The sequence below is a fragment of the Enterobacter cloacae complex sp. Mu1197 genome (assembly GCF_040059225.1).
Classification (GTDB): Bacteria; Pseudomonadota; Gammaproteobacteria; order Enterobacterales; family Enterobacteriaceae; genus Enterobacter; species Enterobacter quasiroggenkampii.
Genome location: NZ_CP157375.1, coordinates 3,058,700 through 3,085,630, shown reverse-complemented (window position 1 = coordinate 3,085,630; position 26,931 = coordinate 3,058,700). Strand labels below are relative to the sequence as shown.

The 26,931-nt window shown below is 53.1% G+C and carries 24 protein-coding genes; all 24 read left to right on the top strand.

What is annotated here, in order from left to right:
• The first annotated feature begins 1 nt into the window (after position 1).
• On the top strand, positions 2–2,164 hold the full coding sequence (gene wzc, locus ABFV38_RS14560; protein WP_348957468.1) for a tyrosine-protein kinase Wzc: 2,163 nt from the start codon (positions 2–4) through the stop codon (positions 2,162–2,164).
• 149 nt (positions 2,165–2,313) lie between these two features.
• Positions 2,314–3,156: a colanic acid biosynthesis glycosyltransferase WcaA gene (gene wcaA, locus ABFV38_RS14555; protein ID WP_045908626.1), complete on the top strand. Its 843-nt coding sequence runs from the start codon at positions 2,314–2,316 to the stop codon at positions 3,154–3,156.
• Positions 3,156–3,647 carry a colanic acid biosynthesis acetyltransferase WcaB gene (wcaB, locus tag ABFV38_RS14550; RefSeq protein ID WP_039025009.1) on the top strand — a complete coding sequence of 164 codons (492 nt, stop codon included), beginning with the start codon at positions 3,156–3,158 and terminating at the stop codon, positions 3,645–3,647. The genes wcaA and wcaB overlap by 1 nt, the downstream gene beginning before the upstream one ends.
• Positions 3,644–4,861, top strand: a complete 1,218-nt coding sequence (wcaC, locus tag ABFV38_RS14545; protein ID WP_348957467.1) for a colanic acid biosynthesis glycosyltransferase WcaC — start codon at positions 3,644–3,646, stop codon at positions 4,859–4,861. The genes wcaB and wcaC overlap by 4 nt, the downstream gene beginning before the upstream one ends.
• Positions 4,836–6,056 (top strand): colanic acid polymerase WcaD, encoded by a 1,221-nt coding sequence (gene wcaD / locus ABFV38_RS14540; RefSeq protein ID WP_045908624.1) that lies wholly within the window; start codon positions 4,836–4,838, stop codon positions 6,054–6,056. The genes wcaC and wcaD overlap by 26 nt, the downstream gene beginning before the upstream one ends.
• A gap of 16 nt (positions 6,057–6,072) precedes the next feature.
• Positions 6,073–6,819, top strand: a complete 747-nt coding sequence (gene wcaE / locus ABFV38_RS14535) for a colanic acid biosynthesis glycosyltransferase WcaE (protein ID WP_008499420.1) — start codon at positions 6,073–6,075, stop codon at positions 6,817–6,819.
• Between the two features lie 15 nt (positions 6,820–6,834).
• Positions 6,835–7,395 (top strand): colanic acid biosynthesis acetyltransferase WcaF, encoded by a 561-nt coding sequence (gene wcaF, locus ABFV38_RS14530; RefSeq protein WP_348957466.1) that lies wholly within the window; start codon positions 6,835–6,837, stop codon positions 7,393–7,395.
• A gap of 155 nt (positions 7,396–7,550) precedes the next feature.
• Positions 7,551–8,672, top strand: a complete 1,122-nt coding sequence (gene gmd / locus ABFV38_RS14525) for a GDP-mannose 4,6-dehydratase (RefSeq protein ID WP_003863514.1) — start codon at positions 7,551–7,553, stop codon at positions 8,670–8,672.
• A 2-nt stretch (positions 8,673–8,674) separates the two neighbouring features.
• Entirely contained in the window at positions 8,675–9,640 is a 966-nt protein-coding gene (locus ABFV38_RS14520; protein ID WP_013097874.1) for a GDP-L-fucose synthase, read from the top strand.
• Between the two features lie 2 nt (positions 9,641–9,642).
• Positions 9,643–10,122, top strand: a complete 480-nt coding sequence (locus ABFV38_RS14515; RefSeq protein ID WP_348959425.1) for a GDP-mannose mannosyl hydrolase — start codon at positions 9,643–9,645, stop codon at positions 10,120–10,122.
• Positions 10,119–11,342: a colanic acid biosynthesis fucosyltransferase WcaI gene (gene wcaI / locus ABFV38_RS14510; protein ID WP_048028326.1), complete on the top strand. Its 1,224-nt coding sequence runs from the start codon at positions 10,119–10,121 to the stop codon at positions 11,340–11,342. The genes ABFV38_RS14515 and wcaI overlap by 4 nt, the downstream gene beginning before the upstream one ends.
• Positions 11,343–11,345: 3 nt before the next feature.
• Positions 11,346–12,782: a mannose-1-phosphate guanyltransferase gene (cpsB, locus tag ABFV38_RS14505; RefSeq protein WP_045908620.1), complete on the top strand. Its 1,437-nt coding sequence runs from the start codon at positions 11,346–11,348 to the stop codon at positions 12,780–12,782.
• Positions 12,783–12,893: 111 nt separating this feature from the next.
• A complete protein-coding gene (gene cpsG / locus ABFV38_RS14500; protein WP_235403184.1) occupies positions 12,894–14,264 on the top strand; it encodes a colanic acid biosynthesis phosphomannomutase CpsG in 1,371 nt (456 codons plus the stop codon).
• Between the two features lie 46 nt (positions 14,265–14,310).
• Positions 14,311–15,705, top strand: a complete 1,395-nt coding sequence (gene wcaJ / locus ABFV38_RS14495) for an undecaprenyl-phosphate glucose phosphotransferase (RefSeq protein WP_348957465.1) — start codon at positions 14,311–14,313, stop codon at positions 15,703–15,705.
• A gap of 1 nt (position 15,706) precedes the next feature.
• Positions 15,707–17,185: a colanic acid undecaprenyl disphosphate flippase WzxC gene (gene wzxC / locus ABFV38_RS14490; RefSeq protein WP_348957464.1), complete on the top strand. Its 1,479-nt coding sequence runs from the start codon at positions 15,707–15,709 to the stop codon at positions 17,183–17,185.
• Between the two features lie 17 nt (positions 17,186–17,202).
• Positions 17,203–18,483, top strand: coding sequence for a colanic acid biosynthesis pyruvyl transferase WcaK (gene wcaK / locus ABFV38_RS14485; RefSeq protein WP_348957463.1), 1,281 nt, complete (start codon positions 17,203–17,205; stop codon positions 18,481–18,483).
• Positions 18,480–19,700 carry a colanic acid biosynthesis glycosyltransferase WcaL gene (gene wcaL / locus ABFV38_RS14480; protein WP_063622062.1) on the top strand — a complete coding sequence of 407 codons (1,221 nt, stop codon included), beginning with the start codon at positions 18,480–18,482 and terminating at the stop codon, positions 19,698–19,700. Before wcaK ends, wcaL begins: the two co-directional genes overlap by 4 nt.
• Positions 19,701–19,712: 12 nt before the next feature.
• Positions 19,713–21,104 carry a colanic acid biosynthesis protein WcaM gene (gene wcaM / locus ABFV38_RS14475; protein WP_348957462.1) on the top strand — a complete coding sequence of 464 codons (1,392 nt, stop codon included), beginning with the start codon at positions 19,713–19,715 and terminating at the stop codon, positions 21,102–21,104.
• A 176-nt stretch (positions 21,105–21,280) separates the two neighbouring features.
• A complete protein-coding gene (gene galF, locus ABFV38_RS14470; protein ID WP_039266717.1) occupies positions 21,281–22,174 on the top strand; it encodes a GalU regulator GalF in 894 nt (297 codons plus the stop codon).
• 386 nt (positions 22,175–22,560) lie between these two features.
• The gene (gene rfbB / locus ABFV38_RS14465) at positions 22,561–23,649 is read left to right on the top strand and encodes a dTDP-glucose 4,6-dehydratase (protein ID WP_235403187.1); all 1,089 of its coding nucleotides are present in this window, start codon (positions 22,561–22,563) and stop codon (positions 23,647–23,649) included.
• Positions 23,650–23,663: 14 nt separating this feature from the next.
• Positions 23,664–24,530, top strand: a complete 867-nt coding sequence (rfbA, locus tag ABFV38_RS14460; protein WP_235403188.1) for a glucose-1-phosphate thymidylyltransferase RfbA — start codon at positions 23,664–23,666, stop codon at positions 24,528–24,530.
• A gap of 230 nt (positions 24,531–24,760) precedes the next feature.
• Positions 24,761–25,297 carry a dTDP-4-dehydrorhamnose 3,5-epimerase gene (gene rfbC, locus ABFV38_RS14455; protein WP_235404580.1) on the top strand — a complete coding sequence of 179 codons (537 nt, stop codon included), beginning with the start codon at positions 24,761–24,763 and terminating at the stop codon, positions 25,295–25,297.
• Positions 25,294–26,157 carry a dTDP-4-dehydrorhamnose reductase gene (gene rfbD / locus ABFV38_RS14450; RefSeq protein WP_045908614.1) on the top strand — a complete coding sequence of 288 codons (864 nt, stop codon included), beginning with the start codon at positions 25,294–25,296 and terminating at the stop codon, positions 26,155–26,157. Before rfbC ends, rfbD begins: the two co-directional genes overlap by 4 nt.
• Positions 26,154–26,930 (top strand): ABC transporter permease, encoded by a 777-nt coding sequence (locus ABFV38_RS14445; protein WP_045908613.1) that lies wholly within the window; start codon positions 26,154–26,156, stop codon positions 26,928–26,930. Before rfbD ends, ABFV38_RS14445 begins: the two co-directional genes overlap by 4 nt.
• Position 26,931: the final 1 nt, after the last annotated feature.

Below are 26,931 nucleotides of genomic sequence, written 5' to 3'. Positions count from 1 at the left end.
AATGACCGAAAAAACAAGACCTTCTGCCACCCCGACTTCGGGCAGTGATGAAATTGATATTGGACGCCTGGTCGGCACTGTTGTCGAGGCAAAGTGGTGGGTGCTGGGCATTACCGCCGTGTTTGCCGCTGCGGCCGTCGTCTACACGCTGTTTGCCACCCCCATCTACAGCGCCGATGCGCTGGTGCAGATCGAGCAGAATACCGGCAACTCGCTGGTGCAGGACATTGGCTCTGCGCTGGCGAACAAGCCGCCGGCCTCCGACGCTGAAATTCAGCTCATCCAGTCACGTCTGGTACTGGGTAAAACGGTCCACGACCTTGGGCTTGATATCTCCGTCACCAAAAATACCTTCCCGATCTTTGGTGCGGGCTGGGATCGGTTGATGGGCAGAAACAACGACACGGTCAAGGTCACTGACTTTGTGCTGCCAAAAGGGGCCGCCGATCAGACCTTTACCCTGACGGTGCTTGGCCCGAAACAGTACCAGCTGACCAGCGACGCGGGCTTTAGCGCGCGCGGTGAAGTGGGGCAGATGCTCACCAAAGATGGCGTCAGCATGATGGTCAGCGCGATCAATGCCCAGGAGGGCGGTGAATTCACCGTCACGAAATTCTCCACGCTGGGGATGATCAACAATCTGCAGAACAACCTGACCGTCACCGAAAACGGTAAGGATACCGGCGTGCTGAGCATGACCTTTACCGGTGAAGATAAGGATCAGATCCGCGACATCCTGAACAGCATTACCCGCAACTATCTTGAGCAGAACGTCGAGCGTAAGTCGGCTGAAGCGGCGAAAAGCCTGGCCTTCCTCGCGAAACAGCTCCCGGAAGTACGCGGCCGTCTGGATGATGCCGAGAACAAGCTGAACGCCTACCGTCAGGATAAAGACTCCGTTGACCTGCCGCTGGAGGCAAAGTCTGTCCTCGATTCGATGGTCAATATTGATGCGCAGCTTAACGAGCTGACCTTCAAAGAGGCGGAGATTTCCAAGCTTTACACCAAACGCCACCCGGCCTACCGCACCCTGCTGGAGAAACGCCGCACGCTGGAAGAGGAGAAGGCGAAGCTCAATGACCGCGTGACCGCGATGCCGAAAACCCAGCAGGAGATCGTGCGTCTGACCCGCGACGTGGAGTCCGGACAGCAGGTTTACATGCAACTGCTGAACAAGCAGCAGGAGCTGAAAATCACCGAGGCAAGCACCGTGGGTGACGTGCGCATCGTCGACCCGGCGATTACCCAGCCTGGCGTGCTGAAGCCGAAGAAAGCGCTGATCATTCTCGGCAGCATTATTCTCGGCCTGATGCTCTCCATCGTTGGCGTGCTGCTGCGTTCGCTGTTCAACCGCGGTATCGAAAGCCCGCAGGTGCTGGAAGAGAACGGTATCAACGTCTATGCCAGCATTCCGCTGTCTGAGTGGCAAAAATCCCGTGACAGCGTCAAAACCATCAAAGGCGTTAAGCGTTACAAACAGAGCCAGCTGCTGGCGGTGGGTAACCCAACCGACCTGGCGATTGAAGCGATACGCAGCCTGCGTACCAGTCTGCACTTCGCCATGATGCAGGCTAAAAACAACGTCCTGATGCTGACCGGTGTTAGCCCGTCAATCGGTAAAACTTTCGTCTGCGCCAACCTGGCGGCGGTCGTTAGCCAGACCAACAAGCGCGTGCTGCTGATCGACTGCGATATGCGTAAGGGCTACACCCACGAACTGCTGGGTACCAACAACGTCAACGGTCTGTCAGAGATCCTGCTTGGCAAAGGTGACATCAGCCAGAGCGCAAAACCGACTACCGTGCCGAAATTTGACCTGATCCCACGTGGTCAGGTACCGCCTAACCCGTCCGAGCTGCTGATGAGCGAACGCTTTACCGAGCTGGTGGAGTGGGCGAGCAAAAACTACGACCTGGTGCTGATCGATACGCCGCCGATTCTGGCCGTGACCGACGCTGCCGTTGTGGGTCGCCATGCGGGTACGACGCTGATGGTGGCGCGTTACGCGGTGAACACCCTGAAAGAGGTGGAAACCAGCCTGAGCCGCTTCGAGCAGAACGGGATTGAGATTAAAGGGGTGATCCTGAACTCCATCTTCCGTCGCGCGACCGGCTATCAGGATTATGGCTATTACGAGTACGAATATAAGTCTGACAGTAAATAACAAAACCCCCCACACCCCTCACCCTAACCCTCTCCCCAAAGGGGAGAGGGGACTGTTCGGTGCTGGATTTGGGGGACGAACGTAATAATAACCACTGGCTGCCTTTCACCCTCTCCCCTTTGGGGAGAGGGCCGGGGTGAGGGGAAAAAATGACCACACAACGCCCTTTGATTTCTATCTATATGCCGACATGGAATCGTCAGCAGCTGGCGATCCGCGCAATCAAGTCGGTGTTACGTCAGGATTACGATAACTGGGAGCTGATCATCGTGGATGACTGCTCTTCCTCGTATGAACAGCTGCAAAAATTTGTGACTGACCTCAACGACCCGCGGGTGGTTTATACACATAACGCCATTAACTCCGGCGCCTGTGCTGTGCGTAACCAGGCGATTATGCAGGCCAAAGGGCAGTATCTGACCGGCATCGACGACGACGACGAATGGACGCCGAACCGCCTGTCTGTCTTCCTGTCGCATAAAGAGCAGCTGGTCACGCACGCGTTCCTGTATGCCAACGACTATGTCTGTCAGGGCGAGGTGTACTCGCAGCCTGCCAGCCTGCCGCTCTATCCGAAATCACCGTACTCTCGCCGCCTGTTCTACAAGCGCAACATCATTGGTAACCAGGTCTTTACCTGGGCGTGGCGCTTCAAAGAGTGCCTGTTCGATACCGAACTGAAGGCTGCGCAGGATTACGATATCTTTCTGCGCATGGTGGTGGAATACGGCGAGCCGTGGAAGGTCGAAGAGGCCACGCAGATCCTGCACATCAATCACGGGGAGATGCAAATTACCTCCTCGCCGAAAAAATTCTCGGGCTACTTCCATTTTTACCGCAAGCACAAGGACAAGTTTGACCGTGCCAGCCGTAAATATCAGCTTTTTACCCTCTATCAGATCCGCAATAAGCGCATGAACTGGCGCACGCTGCTGACGCTGTTGTCCGTTCGTAACGGCAAGCGCCTGGCTGATGGACTTCGGGGGAAATAATGTTTCTGGAAGATTGCCGCGCTAACAGCTGGAGCCTGCGTCCGTGCTGCATGGTTCTGGCGTACCGCATCGCGCACTTTTGCTCGGTGTGGCGTAAGAAAAATGTCCTGAACAACATCTGGGCGGCACCCGTGCTGGTGCTGTATCGCATCATCACCGAATGCTTTTTTGGCTATGAAATTCAGGCCGCGGCCACCATTGGCCGCCGCTTTACCATCCATCACGGCTATGCGGTGGTGATCAACAAGTTCGTGGTCGCCGGGGATGATTTCACCATCCGCCATGGGGTGACCATTGGCAACCGTGGGCCAGACAGCCTGGCCTGCCCGGTCATTGGCAATAACGTCGAGCTGGGCGCGAACGTGGTGATCATTGGTGACATTACGATTGGTAACAACGTCACGATTGGTGCGGGCAGCGTGGTGCTGGACACCATTCCGGATAACGCGCTGGTGGTGGGAGAAAAAGCCCGCGTGAAGGTGATTAAATGAATATTTTGCAATTTAACGTACGCCTCGCAGAAGGCGGAGCGGCAGGGGTGGCGCTGGATCTGCACCAGCGCGCGCTGCAAAAAGGACTTCAGTCTCGTTTTATTTATGGTTATGGCAAGGGCGGCAAGAAAAGCGTCAGTCACGATAACTTCCCGCAGGTGCATAAGCACACGCCGCGCCTGACCTCGATTGCCAATATCGCGTTGTTCCGTCTGTTTAACCGCGATCTGTTTGGCAACCTGAATACGCTTTATCGCACGGTGACCCGCACTACCGGCCCGGTTGTGCTGCATTTTCACGTGTTGCACAGCTACTGGCTAAATCTTGAAGAGGTGGTGGCGTTCTGTCAGAAGGTGCAGGCCCACAAGCCCGACACCCGCTTCGTCTGGACGCTGCACGATCACTGGAGCGTAACCGGGCGCTGCGCGTTTACCGACGGCTGCGAAGGCTGGAAAAACAATTGCCAGAAATGCCCGACGCTGAGCAACTATCCGCCGGTGAAGGTGGATCGCGCGCACACGCTGGTGGCCGGCAAGCGCCAGCTTTTCCGCGACATGCTCTCGCTCGGCTGCACGTTTATCTCCCCGAGCCAGCACGTGGCCGATGCCTTCAACAGTCTGTACGGGGCAGGGCGCTGCCAGATTATTAACAACGGCATCGACGTGGCGACGGAAGCCATTCTCGCCGAGCTGACGCCGGTGGCAGAAACCGAGGGCAAACCGAAGATCGCTATCGTTGCGCATGACTTGCGTTACGACGGGAAAACCAACCAGCAGCTGGTGCGCGACATGATGGCGCTGGGTGACAAAATTGAGCTCCATACCTTCGGCAAATTTTCACCGTTCGAAGGGGCTAACGTGGTGAACCACGGGTTTGAAACTGATAAGCGCAAGCTGATGAGCGCGCTGAATGAAATGGATGCGCTGGTATTCAGCTCCCGCGTGGATAACTACCCGCTGATCCTCTGTGAAGCGCTCTCCATCGGCGTGCCGGTGATTGCCACCCACAGCGATGCGGCACGCGAAGTGCTGGAAAAATCGGGTGGGAAAACTTTTGCCGAGCAGGAGGTCCTGCCGCTGGTGCAGCTGCCGAAGGCGCAGATCGCTCAGGCTGTTTTTGGCACTGACCTGGAATCGTTCCGCAACCGCAGCCGCAAGGCCTACAGTGGGCAACAGATGCTGGAGGAGTATGTCTCGTTCTATCAGAATCTGTAGTTATCTGCTGCTGCCGCTGATCTATCTGCTGGTCAACGTCAAAATTGCCCAGCTCGGCGAAAGCTTTCCGATAACTATCGTCACCTTCTTGCCCGTTCTGCTTCTGCTGTATGTCGATAAAATTAACCTGAAGAAGCTGATGATTGCCTTAGGGTTGGGTACGGGCCTGACGCTGTTTAACTACATCTTTGGCCAGTCGCTGGATGCCAGTAAATACGTCACCTCGACCATGCTGTTTGTTTATATCGTTATTATTATCGGAATGGTCTGGAGTATTCGCTTCAAAACGATTTCTCCGCACAATTATCGGAAAATCCTCAGGTTCTTTTATATTGCCGTTGCGTTAATTGTTATGCTTGCTGCCATGGAGATGGCGCAAATTATTCTTACCGGCGGCAGCAGCCTGATGGAGATAATTTCGAAATATCTCATTTACAGCAACAGCTATGTTTTGAACTTCATCAAGTTCGGCGGTAAGCGTACCACGGCCCTCTATTTTGAACCGGCGTTTTTCGCTTTGGCGTTAATCTCAATTTGGCTCAGCATCAAACAGTTTGGTATCAAAACGCCTAAGACCGATGCTATGATTCTTGCAGGAATCGTTCTGTCTGGATCGTTCTCAGGGGTAATGACATTTATCCTGTTTTACCTGCTGGAATGGGCGTTTCAGTACCTGAACAAAGATGCGATTAAGAAAAAACTGCCGCTGGCGATTATCTCCCTGACGGTATTTATGGTGGGCGTGATATTTGCCTTCCCATACATCTCAGAACGACTGGGTGATTTGGGAACGGAAGGCTCATCGTCCTATTATCGCATCATTGGACCGCTGGTGATGGTGGGTTATTCCTTAACCCATATAGATGGTGTAGTAAGATTCGGCTCACTTTACGAATATGTTGCATCATTCGGAATCTTTAACGGTGCGGATGTCGGTAAAACCATAGACAATGGTCTGTATCTGTTAATTATTTATTTTTCGTGGTTCGCCGTACTGTTGACGCTGTGGTATCTGTTTAAAGTTTTCAAAATGATGATTAACGCGTTCGGGGATAACCAGAACTTTCGCGTGCAGCTTTATCTGTTTACGCCGGTGTCGCTGTTTTTTACCGGGTCAATATTTAGTCCGGAATATGCTTTCTTGATTGTCTGTCCGTTTATTCTGCGCAAAGCGCTTAATATTACGAACGTATGACGAAATGAGGTGATTTATGTTTCTTAGCGTCATTACTGTCGCTTTTCGTAATTACGAAGGGGTGGTAAAAACCTGGCGCTCGCTGCGCAACCTGGCGCGCGATCCAAGCCTCACCTTTGAGTGGATTGTGGTCGACGGCGGCTCGAACGATGGCACGGCGGAGTTTCTGGAAAAACTCAACGGTGAGTTCAACTTACGCTACATCAGCGAGAAAGATAAAGGCATCTACGATGCGATGAACAAAGGCATCAATATGGCGCAGGGCCGTTATGCCATCTTTCTGAATTCGGGTGATATTTTCCATGATGACGTGGCGCTGTTTGCCCGTCAACTGGCGCGCCAGAAAGAGGACGCCATGTATATTGGCGATGCGCTGCTCGATTTTGGCGACGGACATAAAGTGTGCCGCAGCGCGAAGCCTGGCTGGTATATCTATCACAGTTTACCCGCCAGCCATCAGGCCATTTTCTTTCCGGTAAAAGGTCTGAAAAAACAGCCTTACGATTTGCAGTATAAAGTGTCTTCCGATTATGCGCTGGCCGCCAGTCTCTATAAGTCAGGTTACCCGTTCCGCCGAATTAAAGGGCTGGTATCTGAATTTTCAATGGGTGGCGTGTCAACCTCGAATAATCTGGAATTGTGCCAGGATGCCAAAAACGTGCAGCGTAAAATATTACGCGTGCCGGGGTTCTGGGCGGAATTATCTTATTTTTTACGCGTGCGCACCACGAGTAAAACGAAAGCCTTATATAACAAAGCCTGAATATAAGGAAACGTAATGCAGGATCTGAAGGGTTTCTCCGTACCGAAAGGTTTTCGGGGGGCGGGCGGTATTAAAGTGCAGTTATGGTGGGCCGTTCAGGCCACCTTATTTGCCTGGTCACCACAAATACTGTACCGCTGGCGAGCATTTTTATTGCGTCTGTTTGGCGCAAAAATAGGAAAAAACGTAGTCATTCGGCCCTCGGTGAAAATTACCTACCCCTGGAAATTAACGCTTGGGGATTACGCCTGGGTAGGGGATGACGCGGTGTTATATACCCTGGGCGAGATTACGATTGGCGCAAATTCGGTGGTTTCACAGAAATGTTATTTGTGCACCGGCAGTCATGACTTTATGAGTCAGCATTTTGATATTACCGCTTCGCCTATTGTGATTGGCGAAAAATGCTGGCTGGCAACGGATGTTTTTGTTGCACCGGGTGTTTCTGTTGGCGATGGCACGGTCGTTGGTGCCCGCAGCAGCGTTTTTAAATCGCTACCGGCAAATAAAATTTGTCGTGGCAACCCCGCAGTGGTGATACGCGAACGCGTTGAAACGAAGAGCCTTGTTAAGTAGGCGTAATCGTTGCAGGCAGTTTGAACACGGACTGCGCGGAGAAACCGGAACGTACTTAGGTACGTGAGGATTTCGAGCACAGCCCACGTTCAAAATGACAAAAAAGATAGCCTACTTAACGGCTCTGATTAAATTCATAAGTAGAGGAATAAAACATGTCTAAAGTCGCTCTCATCACCGGCGTTACCGGGCAGGATGGTTCTTACCTGGCAGAGTTACTGCTGGAAAAAGGTTATGAAGTACACGGTATTAAACGTCGTGCGTCTTCTTTCAACACCGAACGTGTCGATCATATTTATCAGGATCCTCACGCGGCGAACCCGAAATTCCATCTGCACTACGGCGACCTGACCGATACCTCCAACCTGACCCGTATCCTGCAGGAAGTGCAGCCGGATGAAGTCTACAACCTGGGCGCGATGAGCCACGTTGCGGTCTCCTTCGAGTCTCCGGAATACACCGCTGACGTGGACGCCATGGGTACGCTGCGTCTGCTGGAAGCGATTCGCTTCCTCGGCCTTGAGAAGAAAACCCGTTTCTACCAGGCATCCACCTCTGAGCTGTACGGTCTGGTGCAGGAAATTCCACAGAAAGAGACCACGCCATTCTATCCGCGCTCTCCGTACGCGGTAGCGAAACTGTACGCTTACTGGATCACCGTGAACTACCGTGAATCCTACGGCATGTACGCCTGTAACGGCATTCTGTTCAACCACGAATCTCCACGTCGCGGCGAAACCTTCGTGACCCGCAAAATCACCCGCGCTATCGCCAACATCGCGCAGGGTCTGGAATCGTGCCTGCACCTCGGCAACATGGACTCCCTGCGTGACTGGGGCCATGCCAAAGACTACGTGAAAATGCAGTGGATGATGCTGCAGCAGGAACAGCCAGAAGACTTCGTGATCGCCACCGGCGTGCAGTACTCCGTTCGTCAGTTCGTTGAAATGGCTGCTGCGCAGCTGGGCATCAAGCTGCGCTTCGAAGGCACCGGCGTGGAAGAGAAGGGCATCGTGGTTTCCGTGACCGGCCATGACGCACCGGGCGTGAAGCCAGGCGACGTGATTGTGCAGGTTGACCCGCGCTACTTCCGTCCTGCTGAAGTGGAAACCCTGCTGGGCGACCCAACCAAAGCGCACGAGAAGCTGGGCTGGAAACCAGAAACCACTCTGCAGGAGATGGTTTCCGAGATGGTAGCCAAAGATCTTGAAGCAGCGAAAAAACACTCTCTGCTCAAGTCTCATGGCTACGAGGTTGCCATCGCGCTGGAGTCCTGAGAATGACAAAACAACGTATTTTTGTCGCCGGTCATCGCGGAATGGTGGGTTCCGCGATTGTTCGCCAGCTCGAACAGCGTGGTGACGTTGAGGTAGTTGTCCGCACGCGCGACGAGCTTAACCTGCTCGACAGCCGTGCGGTACAGGACTTCTTTGCTAACGAACGCATTGACCAGGTGTATCTGGCGGCGGCGAAGGTGGGCGGCATTGTTGCCAACAACACCTACCCGGCGGATTTCATCTACGAAAACATGATGATTGAGAGCAACATCATTCACGCGGCGCATCTGCACAACGTGAACAAGCTGCTGTTCCTCGGCTCATCCTGTATTTACCCGAAAATGGCGAAACAGCCGATCGCCGAAAGCGAGCTGCTGCAGGGTACCCTGGAAGCCACCAACGAGCCGTACGCCATTGCCAAGATTGCCGGGATCAAGCTGTGCGAGTCCTACAACCGTCAGTACAACCGCGACTATCGCTCGGTGATGCCGACCAACCTGTACGGACCGCACGACAACTTCCATCCGAGCAACTCGCACGTGATCCCGGCGCTGCTGCGTCGTTTCCACGAGGCAACCGCCGAGAACGCGCCGGATGTGGTGGTGTGGGGCAGCGGTACGCCGATGCGTGAATTCCTGCACGTGGACGACATGGCTGCGGCCAGCATTCACGTGATGGAGCTGGATCGCGAAGTGTGGCAGGAGAACACCGAGCCGATGTTGTCGCACATCAACGTGGGCACCGGCGTGGACTGCACCATTCGCGAGCTGGCGCAGACCATCGCGCAGGTGGTGGGCTACAAAGGCCGCGTGGTGTTTGATGCCACGAAACCGGACGGCACGCCGCGCAAACTGCTGGACGTGACCCGTCTGCATCAGCTGGGCTGGTATCACGAGGTGTCACTGGAACAGGGGCTGGCAAGCACCTATCAGTGGTTCCTGGAAAACCAGCACCGCTTCCGGGGGTAATGATGTTTTTAAGTCAGGAAGATTTTGCCACGGTGGTGCGTTCCACTCCGCTCATCTCGATTGATTTGATCGTGGAGAACGAACGCGGCGAGTTCTTGCTGGGGAAACGAACCAACCGTCCTGCGCAGGGCTTCTGGTTCGTGCCCGGTGGGCGCGTGCAAAAGGATGAGACGCTTACCGATGCGTTTGAGCGTCTCACTCTGGCGGAACTGGGTCTGCAGCTGCCGATGGCAGCGGGCCAGTTTTACGGGGTCTGGCAGCACTTCTATGACGATAACTTTTCAGGCACCGGGTTCACCACGCACTACATCGTGCTGGGGTTCCGCCTGAAGGTGAGTGAGGCAGACCTGCGTCTGCCTGATTCTCAGCACGACGACTACCGCTGGCAGATGCCAGAGGCGCTGCTGGCGAGCGACAATGTGCATGACAACAGTCGCGCCTATTTCCTCGCTGAACGTCAGTCCGGGGTGCCGGGCTTATGAAGATCCTCGTATACGGAATCAACTACTCGCCGGAGCTAACCGGTATCGGGAAATACACCGGCGAGATGGTCGAGTGGATGGCGAGCCAGGGACATGACGTGCGGGTCATTACCGCGCCGCCGTACTACCCGGAATGGAAAGTGGGGGAGCGCTACTCAAGCTGGCGCTACCGTCGCGAAGAGGGGGCAGCGACCGTCTGGCGCTGTCCGCTGTATGTGCCTAAGCAGCCCTCAACGCTTAAACGGTTGATTCATCTCGGCAGCTTTGCTCTGAGTAGTTTCTTCCCGCTGATGGCGCAGCGTCGCTGGAAGCCGGATCGCATCATCGGCGTGGTGCCGACGCTGTTTTGCACGCCGGGCATGCGTCTGCTGGGCAAACTCTCCGGCGCGCGCACCCTGCTGCACATTCAGGATTATGAAGTGGACGCCATGCTGGGCCTGGGGATGGCAGGCAAAAGCAAAGGCGGCAAGGTGGCGAAGCTCGCCAGCGCGTTTGAGCGCAGTGGCTTACACAACGTGGATTACGTCTCGACGATCTCGCGCTCGATGATGAACAAGGCGCAGGAGAAAGGCGTCCCGGCGGAGAAGGTGATCTTCTTCCCGAACTGGTCCGAAGTGGCGCGTTTTCGCGACGTGACTGAGCAAGACGCTCAGGCGCTGCGCGCGCAGCTCGGTTTGCCTGAAGATCAAAAAATCATTCTTTACTCAGGCAACATCGGCGAAAAGCAGGGGCTGGAGAGCGTGATCGAGGCGGCTCAACTGCTGAACGAACATCCATGGATGTTTGTGATAGTCGGGCAGGGGGGTGGAAAAGCGCGGCTGGAAAAAATGGTCAGCGAACGCGGCCTGACCAACGTGAAATTCTTCCCGCTTCAGTCTTACGAGGCATTGCCTGCGCTGCTGAAGATGGGTGACTGCCATCTGGTGGTGCAAAAGCGCGGCGCGGCGGATGCGGTGCTGCCGTCCAAGCTGACCAACATTCTGGCAGTGGGCGGTAACGCGGTGATTACGGCCGAAGCCGAAACTGAATTAGGCCAGCTGTGTGACAGCTATCCGGGGATTGCCGTGTGCGTAGAGCCGGAATCGGTCCCGGCGCTGGTCACTGGCATTGAACAGGCACTTGCCATGCCAAAAATGAACACGGTGGCACGTGAATATGCCGAACGCACGCTCGAGAAAGAGAACGTGCTGAGCCAATTTATTGCAGATATACGGGGATAAATCATGAGTCAAACCACTTTGTATCCGGTTGTGATGGCTGGTGGCTCTGGTAGCCGGTTGTGGCCGCTGTCCCGCGTGCTCTATCCAAAACAGTTCCTCTGCCTGAAAGGGGATCTCACCATGCTGCAGACGACGGTAAACCGTCTCCACGGCGTGGAGTGTGAAAGCCCGGTGGTGATCTGTAACGAACAGCACCGCTTTATCGTTGCCGAGCAGCTGCGCCAGCTGAACAAACTCACAGAAAATATCATCCTGGAGCCTGCCGGACGCAATACCGCACCGGCTATTGCCCTGGCGGCGCTGGCAGCAAAACGCAGCAGCCCGGATTGTGACCCGCTGATGCTGGTGCTGGCGGCAGACCACGTGATCCAGCAGGAAGAGGCCTTCCGTGACGCAGTGCGTGCGGCCATTCCTTACGCTGAGAGCGGCAAGCTGGTGACCTTCGGTATCGTGCCGGATCTGCCGGAAACCGGCTACGGCTACATCCGTCGCGGCAACGTGACGCCGGGTGAAGGCGACAGCGTGGCGTTTGACGTGGCGCAGTTCGTTGAAAAACCCAATCTTGAAACCGCGCAGGCGTATGTCGCCAGCGGGGAATATTACTGGAACAGTGGGATGTTCCTGTTCCGCGCCGGACGCTATCTGGAAGAGCTGAGCAAATATCGTCCGGATATTCTGCAAGCCTGCGAGAAAGCGATGGCGGTGGTGGACCCGGATCTCGACTTTATCCGCGTGGATGAAGAAGCCTTCCTCGCCTGTCCGGAAGAGTCCATTGACTATGCGGTGATGGAACGCACGGCAGATGCCGTTGTGGTACCGATGGATGCGGGCTGGAGCGATGTCGGTTCCTGGTCCTCCCTGTGGGAGATCAGCGCCCATACCCCGGAGGGTAACGTCCATCACGGCGATGTCATTAGCCACAAAACGGAAAACAGCTACGTCTACGCCGAGTCTGGCCTGGTGACCACGGTCGGGGTGAAGGATCTGGTGGTTGTCCAGACCAAAGACGCCGTGCTGATTGCCGACCGTAACGCCGTGCAGGACGTTAAAAAAGTGGTGGAGAAGATCAAGGCGGATGGCCGTCACGAGCACCACATTCATCGCGAAGTCTACCGTCCGTGGGGGAAATATGACTCCATTGACGCAGGCGACCGTTATCAGGTGAAACGCATCACCGTGAAGCCGGGCGAGGGGCTGTCGGTGCAGATGCACCATCACCGCGCCGAGCACTGGGTGGTGGTCGCGGGTACCGCCAAAGTCACGATCGACGGTGAAGTCAAACTGCTGGGTGAAAACGAGTCCATTTATATTCCGCTGGGGGCGACGCACTGTCTGGAAAACCCGGGGAAAATTCCTCTCGACTTAATTGAGGTGCGCTCCGGTTCGTATCTGGAAGAGGACGATATCGTGCGCTTCCAGGACCGCTACGGACGGGTGTAGCCCTCAGTATCATGCCCGGTGGCGCTGCGCTTACCGGGCCTACGAATGACAAAAAAATCAATTTGGCCATTGAGTGGTCAGGACCGACTGTTGCCTGAAAAAGGGGTCATCATGGAAAAATTAACCTGTTTTAAAGCCTACGATATTCGCGGCAAGCTGGGCGAAGAGCTGAATGAAGACATTGCGTGGCGCATTGGTCGTGCGTACGGCGAATATTTAAAACCGCAGACCATCGTGCTGGGCGGCGACGTGCGTCTGACAAGCGTTTCCCTGAAACTGGCTCTGGCGAAAGGGCTGCAGGATGCGGGCGTGGACGTGCTGGACATCGGTCTTTCCGGAACCGAAGAGATTTACTTTGCCACCTTCCACCTGGGCGTGGACGGCGGTATTGAAGTGACGGCAAGCCACAACCCGATGGACTACAACGGCATGAAGCTGGTGCGCAAGGGCGCCCGCCCGATCAGCGGCGACACCGGCCTGCGCGACGTGCAGCGCCTGGCGGAAGCCAACGATTTCCCGCCGGTGAACGAGGCGAAGCGCGGCAGCTACAAAAAAATCAACCTGCAGAAAGAGTACATCGACCACCTGCTGGGCTACATCAACGTGGCAAACCTGAAGCCGCTGAAGCTGGTGATTAACTCCGGCAACGGCGCGGCCGGCCCGGTTGTCGATGCCCTGGAGGCGCGCTTTAAGGCCCTGAACGTGCCGGTGACCTTCGTGAAAGTGCATAACACCCCGGACGGCAACTTCCCGAACGGTATTCCTAACCCGCTGCTGCCGGAGTGCCGCGACGACACTCGCAACGCGGTGATTGAGCACGGCGCGGACATGGGTATCGCCTTTGACGGTGATTTCGACCGCTGCTTCCTGTTCGACGAGAAAGGGCAGTTCATCGAGGGCTACTACATTGTCGGCCTGCTGGCAGAAGCGTTCCTCGAGAAAAACCCGGGCGCGAAAATCATTCATGACCCGCGCCTGTCCTGGAACACCGTCGACGTGGTGTCTGCCGCAGGCGGCACGCCGGTGATGTCCAAAACCGGCCACGCCTTCATCAAGGAGCGCATGCGCGAAGAAGACGCCATCTACGGCGGCGAGATGAGCGCCCACCACTACTTCCGGGACTTTGCCTACTGCGACAGCGGAATGATCCCGTGGCTGCTGGTCACCGAGCTGCTGTGCCTGAAGGGGCAGACCCTGGGCGAACTGGTGCGCGACCGTATGGCGGCGTTCCCGGCGAGCGGGGAGATCAACAGCAAGCTGGCGCAGCCGGCCGAGGCGATTGCCCGCGTGGAGCAGCACTTTGCGATTCACGCGCTGGAAATTGATCGTACCGACGGCATCAGCATGGCGTTCCCGCAGTGGCGCTTTAACCTGCGTTCGTCCAACACCGAGCCGGTGGTGCGCCTGAACGTGGAGTCCCGTGCGGACACCGCGCTGATGGAAGCCCGAACGAAGGACATTCTGGCGCTGTTGAATCAGTAATAACTGCCCCTCCCGGTGGGAGGGGGAACCGAATACAGGAACAACGATGACGAATCTAAAAAAACGCGAACGAGCGAGAACCAATGCATCGTTAATCTCTATGGTGCAGCGTTTTTCTGATATCACCATCATGGTCGGTGGATTGTGGGCGGTGTGTCGGATCAGCGGGCTGCCGTTCTTATATATGCATCTTCTGATGGCCCTGATTGCGCTGGTCGTGTTTCAGATGATCGGCGGAATGACCGATTTCTACCGCTCGTGGCGCGGCGTCAAAATGACCACCGAACTGATGCTGTTGCTGCAGAACTGGACCCTGAGCCTGATCTTCAGCGCAGGCCTGGTGGCGTTCAGCCATGATTTTGATAATCGCCTCGTGACCTATCTCTGCTGGTATCTGTTGAGCAGCGTCGGCATGGTAGTGTGCCGCTCCCTGATCCGCTTTGGCGCAGGCTGGCTGCGCAACCGTGGCTATAATCGTCGCTTCGTGGCGGTAGCAGGCGATCTGCCCGTCGGCAGGGTGCTGCTCGACAGCTTCCGCAAAGAGCCGTGGTTAGGCTTTGAAGTGGTCGGGATTTATCACGACGCGAAGCCGGGCGGCGTGCCTGCCGACTGGGCGGGCAACTACGAACAGCTGATTGACGATGCCAAGGTCGGCAAAATTCACAACGTCTACATCGCCATGCAGATGAAAGACGACTCCCGCATTAAGCAGCTGATGCGCGAGCTGGCGGATACGACCTGTTCAGTGCTCCTGATCCCGGACGTGTTTACCTTCAACATCCTTCATTCGCGTATTGAAGAGGTGAACGGCGTGCCGGTCGTACCGCTGTACGACACGCCGCTGTCCGGTATTAACCGCGTGCTGAAGCGTCTGGAAGATATCGTGCTCTCTTCGCTGATTCTTCTGCTCATTTCTCCGGTGCTGTGCTGCATTGCCCTGGCGGTGAAGCTGAGCTCTCCTGGACCGGTTATCTTCCGTCAGACCCGCTACGGCATGGACGGTAAGCCGATTATGGTGTGGAAATTCCGCTCCATGAAGGTGATGGAGAACGACAAGGTCGTGACCCAGGCGACGCAGAACGATCCGCGCGTCACCCGCGTCGGGAACTTCCTGCGTCGCACCTCGCTGGATGAACTGCCACAGTTTATCAACGTCTTTACCGGCGGGATGTCGATTGTTGGCCCGCGTCCGCACGCGGTGGCGCATAACGAGCAGTACCGCTCGCTGATTGAAGGCTACATGTTGCGCCATAAGGTGAAGCCGGGCATCACCGGCTGGGCGCAAATCAACGGCTGGCGCGGCGAAACCGACACGCTGGAAAAAATGGAAAAACGCATCGAGTTCGATCTGGAGTACATCCGCGAGTGGAGCCTCTGGTTCGATATCAAGATTGTTTTTCTGACTATCTTCAAAGGTTTCGTGAACAAAGCGGCGTACTAAGATGAGCTTACGTGAAAAAACCATCAGCGGCGCCAAGTGGTCAGCGATGGCGACCATCGTCATCATTGGCCTCGGCCTGGTGCAGATGACGGTGCTGGCGCGCATTATCGATAATCACCAGTTCGGCCTGCTGACCGTCTCGCTGGTGATCATCGCGCTGGCCGATACGCTGTCTGACTTTGGTATCGCCAACTCGATTATCCAGCGCAAAGAGATCAGCCATCTTGAGCTGACCACGCTCTACTGGCTGAACGTGGGGCTGGGGATTTTCGTGTTTGTGCTGGTGTTCCTGCTGAGCGACACCATCGCCAGCGTGCTGTACAACCCGGATCTCGCCCCGCTGATGCGCACGCTGTCGTTTGCGTTCGTGGTGATCCCCCACGGGCAGCAGTTCCGCGCGCTGATGCAGAAAGAGCTGGAGTTCAATAAGATCGGCATGATCGAGACCAGCGCCGTGCTGGCGGGCTTTACCTTTACCGTCGTCAGCGCCCATTTCTGGCCGCTGGCGATGACCGCCATCCTCGGTTACCTGGTGAACTCTGCCGTGCGTACGCTGCTGTTCGGCTACTTTGGGCGTAAAATTTACCGTCCGGGACTGCATTTTTCTCTTGCGTCCGTCTCGTCCAACCTGCGCTTTGGCGCGTGGCTGACCGCGGACAGCATTATCAACTACGTGAACACCAACCTCTCGACGCTGGTGCTGGCACGTATTCTCGGTGCGAGCGTGGCGGGGGGCTACAACCTGGCCTACAACGTCGCGGTGGTGCCGCCGATGAAGCTGAACCCAATAATCACCCGCGTGCTGTTCCCGGCGTTTGCCAAGATTCAGGACGACACCGAAAAGCTGCGCGTTAACTTTTACAAGCTGCTTTCGGTGGTGGGGATTATCAACTTCCCGGTGCTGCTGGGGCTGATGGTGGTGTCCAGCAACTTCGTGCCGCTGGTATTTGGCGAGAAATGGAACGGCATCATCCCTATCCTGCAGCTGCTGTGCGTGGTGGGGCTGCTGCGCTCCGTGGGGAACCCGATTGGGTCCCTGTTGATGGCTAAAGCGCGCGTGGACATCAGCTTTAAATTCAACGTGTTCAAAACCTTCCTGTTTATTCCGGCAATTATCGTCGGCGGGCACATGGCGGGCGCCATTGGCGTGACGCTGGGCTTCCTGCTGGTGCAGATCGTCAATACCGTCCTGAGCTACTTCATCATGATTAAACCGGTGCTGGGCTCCAGCTATCGTCAATACATCCTGAGCCTGTGGCTGCCGTTCTATCTCTCATTGCCGACCCTGGCGGTGAGCTACGGTCTGGGCGCGATCCTCAGCGGCCATCTGCCGCTGGCCGCGCTGCTGGCGGTGCAGGTTGCCGCGGGGGCGCTGGCCTTCGTCGTGATGATCGTACTTTCTCGCAATGCGCTGGTCGTTGAGATGAAGCGCCAGTTTTGCCGTAACGAAAAAATGAAAACGCTGCTTCGCGCAGGCTAGTTCTTTAAGAGGCCATTATGAAATTATTAATTCTTGGCAACCATACCTGCGGCAACCGTGGCGACAGCGCCATCCTGCGCGGTTTACTGGATGCGATTAACACCCTTAAGCCTGAGACCGAAGTGGACGTGATGAGCCGTTATCCGGTTAGCTCATCCTGGTTACTGAACCGCCCGGTGATGGGCGACCCGCTTTACAGCCAGATGAAACAGCACAACAACGCCGCGGGCGTGATGGGCCGCGTGAAAAAAGTGCTGCGTCGTCGCTACCAGCATCAGGTGCTGCTTTCACGGGTGACCGATACCGGCAAGCTGCGCAACATCGCCATCGCGCAGGGCTTCACTGACTTTGTTCGTCTGCTGTCCGGCTATGACGCCATTATCCAGGTCGGCGGTTCATTCTTCGTCGATCTCTACGGCGTGCCGCAGTTTGAGCATGCGCTCTGCACGTTCATGGCGAAAAAGCCGCTATTTATGATTGGCCACAGCGTGGGGCCTTTCCAGGATCCGCAGTTTAACCAGCTCGCAAACTATGTCTTCGGCCACTGCGACGCGCTGATCCTGCGCGAGTCGGTCAGCCTTGAGATGATGAAGCGCAGCGAGATTGACACGTCAAAAGTTGAGCACGGCGTGGATACCGCCTGGCTGGTGGATCACCAGGACGACAGCTTCCAGCCGAGCTATGCGGTGCAGCACTGGCTCAACGTGGCGGCGAAACAGAAAACCGTCGCGATTACCCTGCGCGAGCTGGCGCCCTTCGATAAACGTTTAGGCACGACGCAGGCGGCGTATGAGCAAGCGTTCGCCGACGTGGTGAACCGCGTGCTGGACAGCGGGTACCAGGTGCTGGCGCTGTCCACCTGTACCGGTATCGACAGCTACAACAAAGATGACCGCATGGTGGCGCTGAACCTGCGCAACCTGGTCAATGACCCATCACGTTATCACGTGGTGATGGATGAACTGAACGACCTGGAGATGGGCAAGCTGCTCTCCGCCTGCGACCTGACAGTGGGCACCCGTCTGCACTCGGCCATTATCTCCATGAACTTTGGCACGCCGGCCATTGCCATTAACTATGAGCACAAGTCCGCCGGGATTATGCAGCAGCTCGGTATGCCGGAAATGGCGGTGGATATTCGTCATCTGCTGGACGGATCGCTCGGCGCCATGGTGGGGGACACGCTTGGCCAACTGCCTGCTATCAATGAACGTCTGGCGGTGGCGGTGAAAGCCGAGCGCGAGAAGGGCATTGGAATGGTGAAATCGGTACTCGATCGCGTACGGGAGGGGAAATGAAGGTTGGTTTCTTCTTACTGAAATTTCCACTGTCGTCCGAAACGTTTGTTCTGAACCAAATCACCGCGTTTATCGATATGGGATATGACGTGGAGATTATCGCCCTGCAAAAGGGCGATACCCAAAATACCCATGCGGCGTATACCCAGTATGGGCTGGAGGCAAAAACCCGCTGGCTGCAGGATGAGCCGTCCGGGAAGCTGAGTAAGTTGCGCCACCGCGCCAGCCAGACCTTACGTGGGATCCATCGCGCGTCGACGTGGCGGGCGCTGAATGTCTCCCGCTATGGATCAGAATCACGCAATCTAATCCTGTCGGCCATCTGCGGGCAAACGGCGCAGCCGTATCGTGCCGACGTGTTTATCGCCCACTTTGGCCCGGCAGGCGTCACCGCCGCGAAGCTGCGCGAACTGGGCGTAATTGACGGTAAAATTGCGACCATTTTCCACGGTATCGACATCTCCAGCCGCGAAGTGCTGAACCACTACACGCCGGAATACCAGCAGCTTTTCCGGCGTGGCGACATGATGCTGCCGATCAGCGAACTGTGGGCCGGACGCCTGAAAAACATGGGCTGCCCGGGAGAGAAAATTGCCGTTTCGCGCATGGGCGTGGATTTAACGCGCTTTACCCGCCGTCCGGTAAAGGTGCCGGGTAAACCGCTGCAGATCATCTCCGTCGCGCGTCTGACCGAGAAGAAAGGGCTGCATGTGGCGATTGAAGCCTGCCGCCAGCTGAAAGCGCGTGGGGTGGATTTCCACTACCGCATTCTCGGGATTGGGCCGTGGGAGCGTCGTCTGCGCACGCTGATCGAACAGTATCAGCTGGAAGATGTCGTAGAGATGCCGGGCTTCAAGCCGAGCCACGAGGTCAAGGCCATGCTCGATGAGGCAGATGTATTTCTGCTGCCTTCCGTCACGGGGGCAGATGGCGATATGGAAGGCATTCCGGTGGCGCTGATGGAGGCAATGGCCGTGGGTATACCGGTGGTCTCGACCCTGCACAGCGGGATCCCGGAGCTGATTAAGTCTGACCATTCCGGCTGGCTGGTGCCGGAGAATAACGCCATGGCGCTCGCCGATCGGTTAGCTGCTTTCAGCGACATCGACCAGCAGGCGCTGGAGCCCGTGCTGCACAATGCCCGACAAAAAGTTGAAGCCGATTTTAACCAGCAGGTGATTAACCGTCAGTTAGCCAGCCTGCTGCAAACGTTGTAACGCCGAGGATGTATGCTGAAAAAGATTACCCGACGCACCTTTGTCTCGTCTCTGTCCGTTCTGGCGGCCACGCCGCTGCTGTCGTCCCGCATTGCGCGGGCGACGAGCGGAAGAACGGTCTCTGTTAAACAGTACAATAACAACGACTGGATCGCGGCCTTTAAGCAGGCGTTTAATGACGGGGACACCGTCGTTGTCCCTGTTGGGCTGACCTGTGAAAACATCAACACGGGTATTTTCATTCCCGACGGTAAAACGCTGCTGATCCGCGGGGCGTTAACCGGCAATGGCCGCGGCCGCTTTGTTCTGCAGGAAGGCAGCAAAGTGATAGGGGAAGGCGAGGGGCGGACAGAGAATATCACTCTCGATGTACGTGGCTCCGACTGCGTAATTAAAGGGCTGGCCATGAGCGGTTTTGGCCCTGTAACGCAGATCTACATCGGCGGTAAGAAACCCAGCGTGATGCGCAATTTGCTGATTGATAACATCAGCGTGAGTCAGGCCAACTACGCTATCCTGCGCCAGGGTTTCCACAACCAGGTGGACGGCGCCCGCATCACCAACAGCAAATTTAGCCATCTGCAGGGGGATGCGATCGAATGGAACGTCGCTATCAACGATCGCAATATCCTGATTTCCGACCATGTCATCGATAACATCAACTGCACCAACGGCAAGATCAACTGGGGCATCGGCATTGGCCTCGCCGGCAGCACCTACGACAACGACTACCCGGAAAAGCAAACTGTTAAGAACTTCGTGGTGGCCAACATCACCGGCAGTAACTGTCGTCAGCTGGTGCACGTGGAAAACGGGAAACACTTTGTCATCCGAAATATTAAGGCCAAAAATATCACCCCTGACTTCAGTAAAAAGGCAGGAATAGACAACGCCACGGTGGCCATTTATGGCTGTGATAATTTCATTATTGATAATGTCGACATGGTCAACAGCGCGGGAATGTTAATCGGCTATGGGGTGATAAAAGGCGATTATTTGTCCATCCCGCAGAACTTTAAGCTCAATAATATTCACCTCGATAACCGCCAGCTTGCGTATAAATTGCGCGGAATACAGATTTCATCCGGTAACGCGACCTCGTTTGTGGCGATAACCAACGTGGATATGCAGCGTGCTACGCTTGAATTACACAACAAGCCGCAGCATCTTTTTTTACGCAATATCAATGTCATGCAGGAAGCCGCCGTGGGGCCCGCCCTGAAGATTAACTTCGACCTGCGCAAGGATGTGCGAGGAAAATTCATGGCGAAAGACGAGACGCTGCTGTCGCTGGCGAACATAAAAGCCGTTAATGAGAAGGGGCAAAGCTCGGTGGATATTGACCGGGTCGACCAGCAGGTGGTGAATGTGGAAAGGCTGAACTTTGCGCTTCCGCACAGATAATCGACAATAATCTGTTTTGAGACTATTCCTGGCATAAAAGCGCGATCGAATCAGATTACAACTACAGAAATATGTGATGCTAAGGCGTAACATTGCTTCAGGGTTACGGCAAATCATGCTGGCGAAAACAGGTTTAAGAGCTATAATTCGTCAACCATTTTAAGGTGGAAGAAATAATGATTAATTTGAAAGCAGTCATTCCGGTAGCAGGCCTGGGCATGCATATGCTGCCAGCCACAAAAGCCATTCCTAAAGAGATGCTGCCGATCGTCGATAAGCCAATGATTCAGTACATTGTCGACGAAATTGTTGCTGCAGGGATCAAAGAAATCGTCCTGGTTACGCACTCGTCCAAGAATGCGGTAGAAAACCACTTCGACACCTCTTACGAACTCGAAGCGTTGCTTGAGCAGCGCGTTAAGCGTCAACTGCTGGCGGAAGTGCAGTCTATTTGTCCGCCGGGCGTGACCATCATGAACGTGCGTCAGGCGCAGCCGCTGGGTCTGGGACACTCTATTCTTTGTGCCCGTCCGGTGGTGGGTGACAATCCCTTCATCGTTGTGCTGCCGGATATCATTATTGATAACGCGTCTGCCGATCCGCTGCGCTACAACCTGGCGGCAATGGTGGCGCGTTTCAACGAAACGGGCCGTAGCCAGGTGCTGGCGAAGCGCATGAAAGGCGATCTCTCCGAGTACTCCGTGATTCAGACGAAAGAAGCGCTGGAGACGGAAGGGCAGGTGAGCCGCATCGTTGAGTTCATCGAAAAACCGGATCAGCCGCAGACGCTGGATTCTGACCTGATGGCGGTGGGCCGTTATGTTCTGAATGCCGATATCTGGGCCGAGCTGGAAAAAACTGAACCAGGTGCCTGGGACCGTATTCAGCTCACCGACGCGATTGCTGAGCTGGCGAAGAAGCAGTCTGTCGATGCGATGCTGATGACTGGTGAGAGCTATGACTGCGGTAAGAAGATGGGGTATATGCAGGCGTTTGTGAACTATGGACTGCGCAACCTGAAGGAAGGGGCGAAGTTCCGCAAGAGAATTGAGAAACTTCTGGAACAGTAAGTCAAATCCTTAACAAATGAATCGGGTAGCAACGAGTACGAGGAGGCTGTTCCAGCTTCTGTAATTACTCTTGCTACCTTTTTTATTGTAATAGAATCAATGTCTAAGGCGCTTTTTGCTGAGTGTAGACATGATGGTTTAGTCTGAGATTTTCCCTTGTCTTCAAACCTATTTAAGTGGAGAATATCAGATTAGCATTCTGTGCCTATTTGATAACAACAGGCACTGGTTCTCATTGCATAGTAGCTAACATTTTTATTGTTTTCAGTGCACTGGTAGCTGGAGAGCCAGGGGCGGTAGCGTGTTTTAAATTTGGCGCGTTGCAAGGTAACCACTCAAAAATAATGTTCGCGATTTAACATGGCGATGCAATACGGAATAGTCTCGTGAAAATACTTGTTACTGGTGGTGCAGGTTTTATTGGATCTGCAGTAGTTCGTCATATTATTAATAACACTCAGGATTCTGTCGTTAACGTAGATAAATTAACCTACGCGGGGAACCTGGAATCTCTGTCAGAAATCGAAAATGATCCCCGTTATGCCTTTGAGCGGGCTGACATCTGTGACGGCAGTGCTATGTCGCGCATTTTCGCTGAGCATCAGCCTGATGTTGTAATGCATCTTGCCGCCGAGAGCCATGTAGACCGTTCAATCACAGGCCCTGCAGCCTTTATCGAAACCAACATTATCGGTACCTATGTATTGCTGGAGGCTTCGCGTCAGTATTGGTCTCAACTGGACGACGGCCGCAAATCGGCGTTTCGTTTCCATCACATCTCCACCGATGAAGTGTATGGCGACTTGCCGCATCCTGATGAAGTACCTGCCGGTAGCGATCTTCCGCTGTTCACCGAGACCACGCCATATTCGCCAAGTAGTCCTTACTCCTCTTCTAAAGCGTCCAGCGATCATTTAGTGCGCGCGTGGCGTCGTACCTACGGTCTTCCAACGCTGGTGACGAACTGTTCGAATAACTACGGTCCATACCACTTCCCGGAAAAACTGATTCCGCTTATTATCCTGAACGCTCTGGCAGGTAAACCGCTTCCTGTGTACGGGAACGGTGAGCAGATTCGCGACTGGCTGTTTGTCGAAGATCATGCACGCGCGTTATACAAAGTGGTAACTGAAGGTACTGTGGGCGAAACCTACAATATCGGTGGTCACAATGAGCGTAAAAATATTGAAGTCGTGAAGACAATCTGCACCATTCTGGATGAAATTATTGCCGATAAGCCTGCAGGCATTAATCACTTCGCCGATCTTATTACCTATGTAACCGACCGTCCGGGACACGACCTGCGCTACGCCATTGACGCCAGCAAAATTAAAAACGATCTGGGATGGGTGCCTCAGGAAACCTTTGAGTCAGGTATCCGTAAAACGGTTGAGTGGTATTTGAAAAACGAAAGCTGGTGGAAGCGCGTCATGGATGGCTCCTATGCGGGCGAACGTCTGGGACTGGCGGAATAATAAAGGAAAATATGATGAAAGGTATTGTACTTGCTGGTGGTTCCGGAACCCGTCTCTATCCGATTACGCAAGGTGTATCTAAACAGTTGCTTCCTGTTTATGATAAGCCAATGATTTTCTACCCAATTTCTGTACTGATGCTGGCAGGTATCCGTGAGATTTTGGTCATTACCACCCCGGAAGATATGCCTTCGTTCAAACGCCTGTTAGGCGATGGCTCGCAATTTGGGATTAACTTATCTTACGCGGTTCAGCCATCCCCGGATGGCCTGGCGCAGGCATTTATTATTGGTGAAGAGTTTATCAATAATGAACCTTGTGCTCTGGTGCTGGGTGATAATATTTACTTTGGTCAGAGCTTTGGTAAAAAACTGGAAGCGGCTTCACAAATGACCAGCGGAGCAATGGTCTTTGGTTATCAGGTGCAGGATCCTGAGCGGTTTGGCGTGGTTGAATTCGATGAGAACTACAAAGCGCTGTCCATCGAAGAGAAACCGTTAAAACCAAAATCAAACTGGGCGGTGACCGGTCTCTATTTCTACGATAAGCATGTAGTCGAAATGGCCAAACAGGTTAAACCTTCCGCCCGTGGTGAACTTGAAATTACGACCCTTAACCAGATGTATCTCGAGCAGGGGAAATTGCAGGTTGAATTGCTGGGGCGTGGTTTTGCATGGCTGGATACGGGTACTCACGACAGCCTGGTCGAGGCTTCCCAATTTATTCATACCATTGAAAAACGTCAGGGGATGAAAGTGGCTTGCCTTGAGGAAATTTCATATCGTAATGGATGGATGAGCAAGGACCAGGTTGAGGAACAAGCTAAAAAGCTTGCTAAAACTGAATATGGCCGTTATCTCAAAGTATTAATTAGCGAATAAATAATATTTGCCTCCCTGCTGTTAAAGTTATCGTTTAATTTACACAGGGAGATATATTGTTTGGCATTTTCGATATGTTTTATCAATAGATATATTGATATTAGAATTGAAAGAAATACATATGAAACCTGCCAAAATTGAATTCACTAAGGAAAGAAAACATCTGCAGGGATTGTGTATAAACGCAACAATCAAGTGTTATAAATAATTTCTTATGAAGGGGCAGTTTCGTGAAAGTCATTGATACAATTATACACGACGTGAAAATTATTGAGCCAAAAGTTTTTGGGGATGAACGTGGTTTTTTCCTGGAAACCTTTGAGAAGAAACGCTATCAAGAAATGCTCAATATAGATCTCGACTTCGTGCAGGATAACCATTCGCGTTCAACTAAAGATGTCCTTCGTGGTCTACATTTTCAAAAAAATAATCCACAGGGTAAATTAGTTCGTGTTGTAAGTGGTGCAGTATTTGATGTTGCTGTTGATATTCGCCCGGATTCAAAAACTTATGGCCGATGGGTTGGTGTTGAGCTCTCAGCCGAGAATAAAAATCAACTTTGGATCCCACCTGGACTCGCGCATGGTTTTTGCGTTCTCACGGATACCGCCGACTTTGAATATAAGTGTACTGATTATTATTATCCGGAACATGAAGGATGTTTGCTTTGGAATGATGAAGAGGTCGGTATTGAATGGCCCGTGACCAATCCAAAACTTTCTGAAAAGGATAAAAAAGGTCTTACTTTGGCGAATCTTTATAAATGAGAGTACTGCTAACCGGAGCTCAAGGTCAGTTAGGACAAAGTCTTAGCAGACGTATCCCGCAAGATTGGATTTTACTAGCGGCAGATAAAATATTCCTCGATATTGCTAACGAACGCAATGTTTATGATGTCATTTCTGATTTTAAGCCTGATGTCGTAATAAATACTGCTGCTTTCACTTCCGTTGATGATGCTGAAACTAATGTTGATTTTTCTGAAAACGTGAATAATTTAGGCGCTAAATATGTCGCTCAGGCATCATCAAAATATGGTGCTAAACTTATCCATGTTTCCACTGATTATGTTTTCGATGGTAACAGCAGTGAACCGTATACCGAGAAAGACACCGTAAAATCACTTAACGTATACGGCAGTACAAAACACAAGGGGGAACTGGAGGTTCTTAAAAATCATGCTGGTGCTATTATAATAAGAACATCTTGGGTATATAGTGAATATGGAAAGAATTTTTTAAAAACCATATTTAATTTGGTTGAGAAAAATAAAGATATTAAAGTTGTATACGATCAGGTTGGCGCGCCTACATACGCGCCGGATATTGCAAATTTGATTATTGATATAATCAAAGAAGGAACACTCCAACCTGGTCTCTATCATTACAGCGGTGATACTGTAATGAGCTGGTATGATTTTGCCAATAAAATCGCTGCAGCTATAACATTTTCACAATCTAAAGTTGAACCAATTAGTACTGCAGAATATAAAGCCATCGCCAGGAGACCCAAATATAGTGTTTTAAATTGCGATAAAATAGAAAAGTTTGGTTACAAACGTTCCTGTTTTTCACAAGGCTTTGAACAAAGTGTTCGTGCTCTAATTGATGAAAGTAAAAAATTATGAATTCGTTTATTAATGAGATAGTTGAGTATCGACAAGTTTTAAGACAACTAATTCATCAACAGATTACTATGAGGTACAGAAGGACTTTCTTTGGTTTTCTCTGGACCTTACTGAATCCATTACTAAATATGGCGATTATCGCAGTGGTATTTTCGCTGGTAATGAAGTTTCAGGTTAATGAATACGCTATATTTTTATTTGCCGCGATGATACCCTGGTCAGTTTTTTCTAACTCTCTTAACCAGGGGGGGGGAGCATTACTGGCGAATGAATCTTTGTTTAAAAAAATATATCTACCAAAACAATTGTTTGTAATATCCGTAGTTATCTCAACATTGGTGGATTCACTGCTTAGCACTGCTTGCTTGTTTATTATAGCTTTGATACTGGGTGCTAAAATATCGTCTGCTCTATTTTTCCTGCCCGTTGCATTTCTGCTTTTGGTCATGTTTTCCCTTGGTGTCACGTTTATACTTTCAATTGTGACTGTTTATTATAGGGACGTACAATATCTTATTGGGGTTGTATTACAAGCATTATATTTTGCCACACCAATCATTTATCCGATAACTGCTATACCAGAAAAGTTCCATGTGATATTTACATGGAATCCACTTGTATATTATATTGACCTCTTCCGTTCGCCAATTTATTCAGGAACCTTACCTGAAACTCAATCGCTAATAATATGCTCTGTTTGTTCGTTGCTGAGTATTATCTTCGGTATCATCTATTTTAGACGCAATGACGCAAAAGTTATATTTAGGTTGTAAA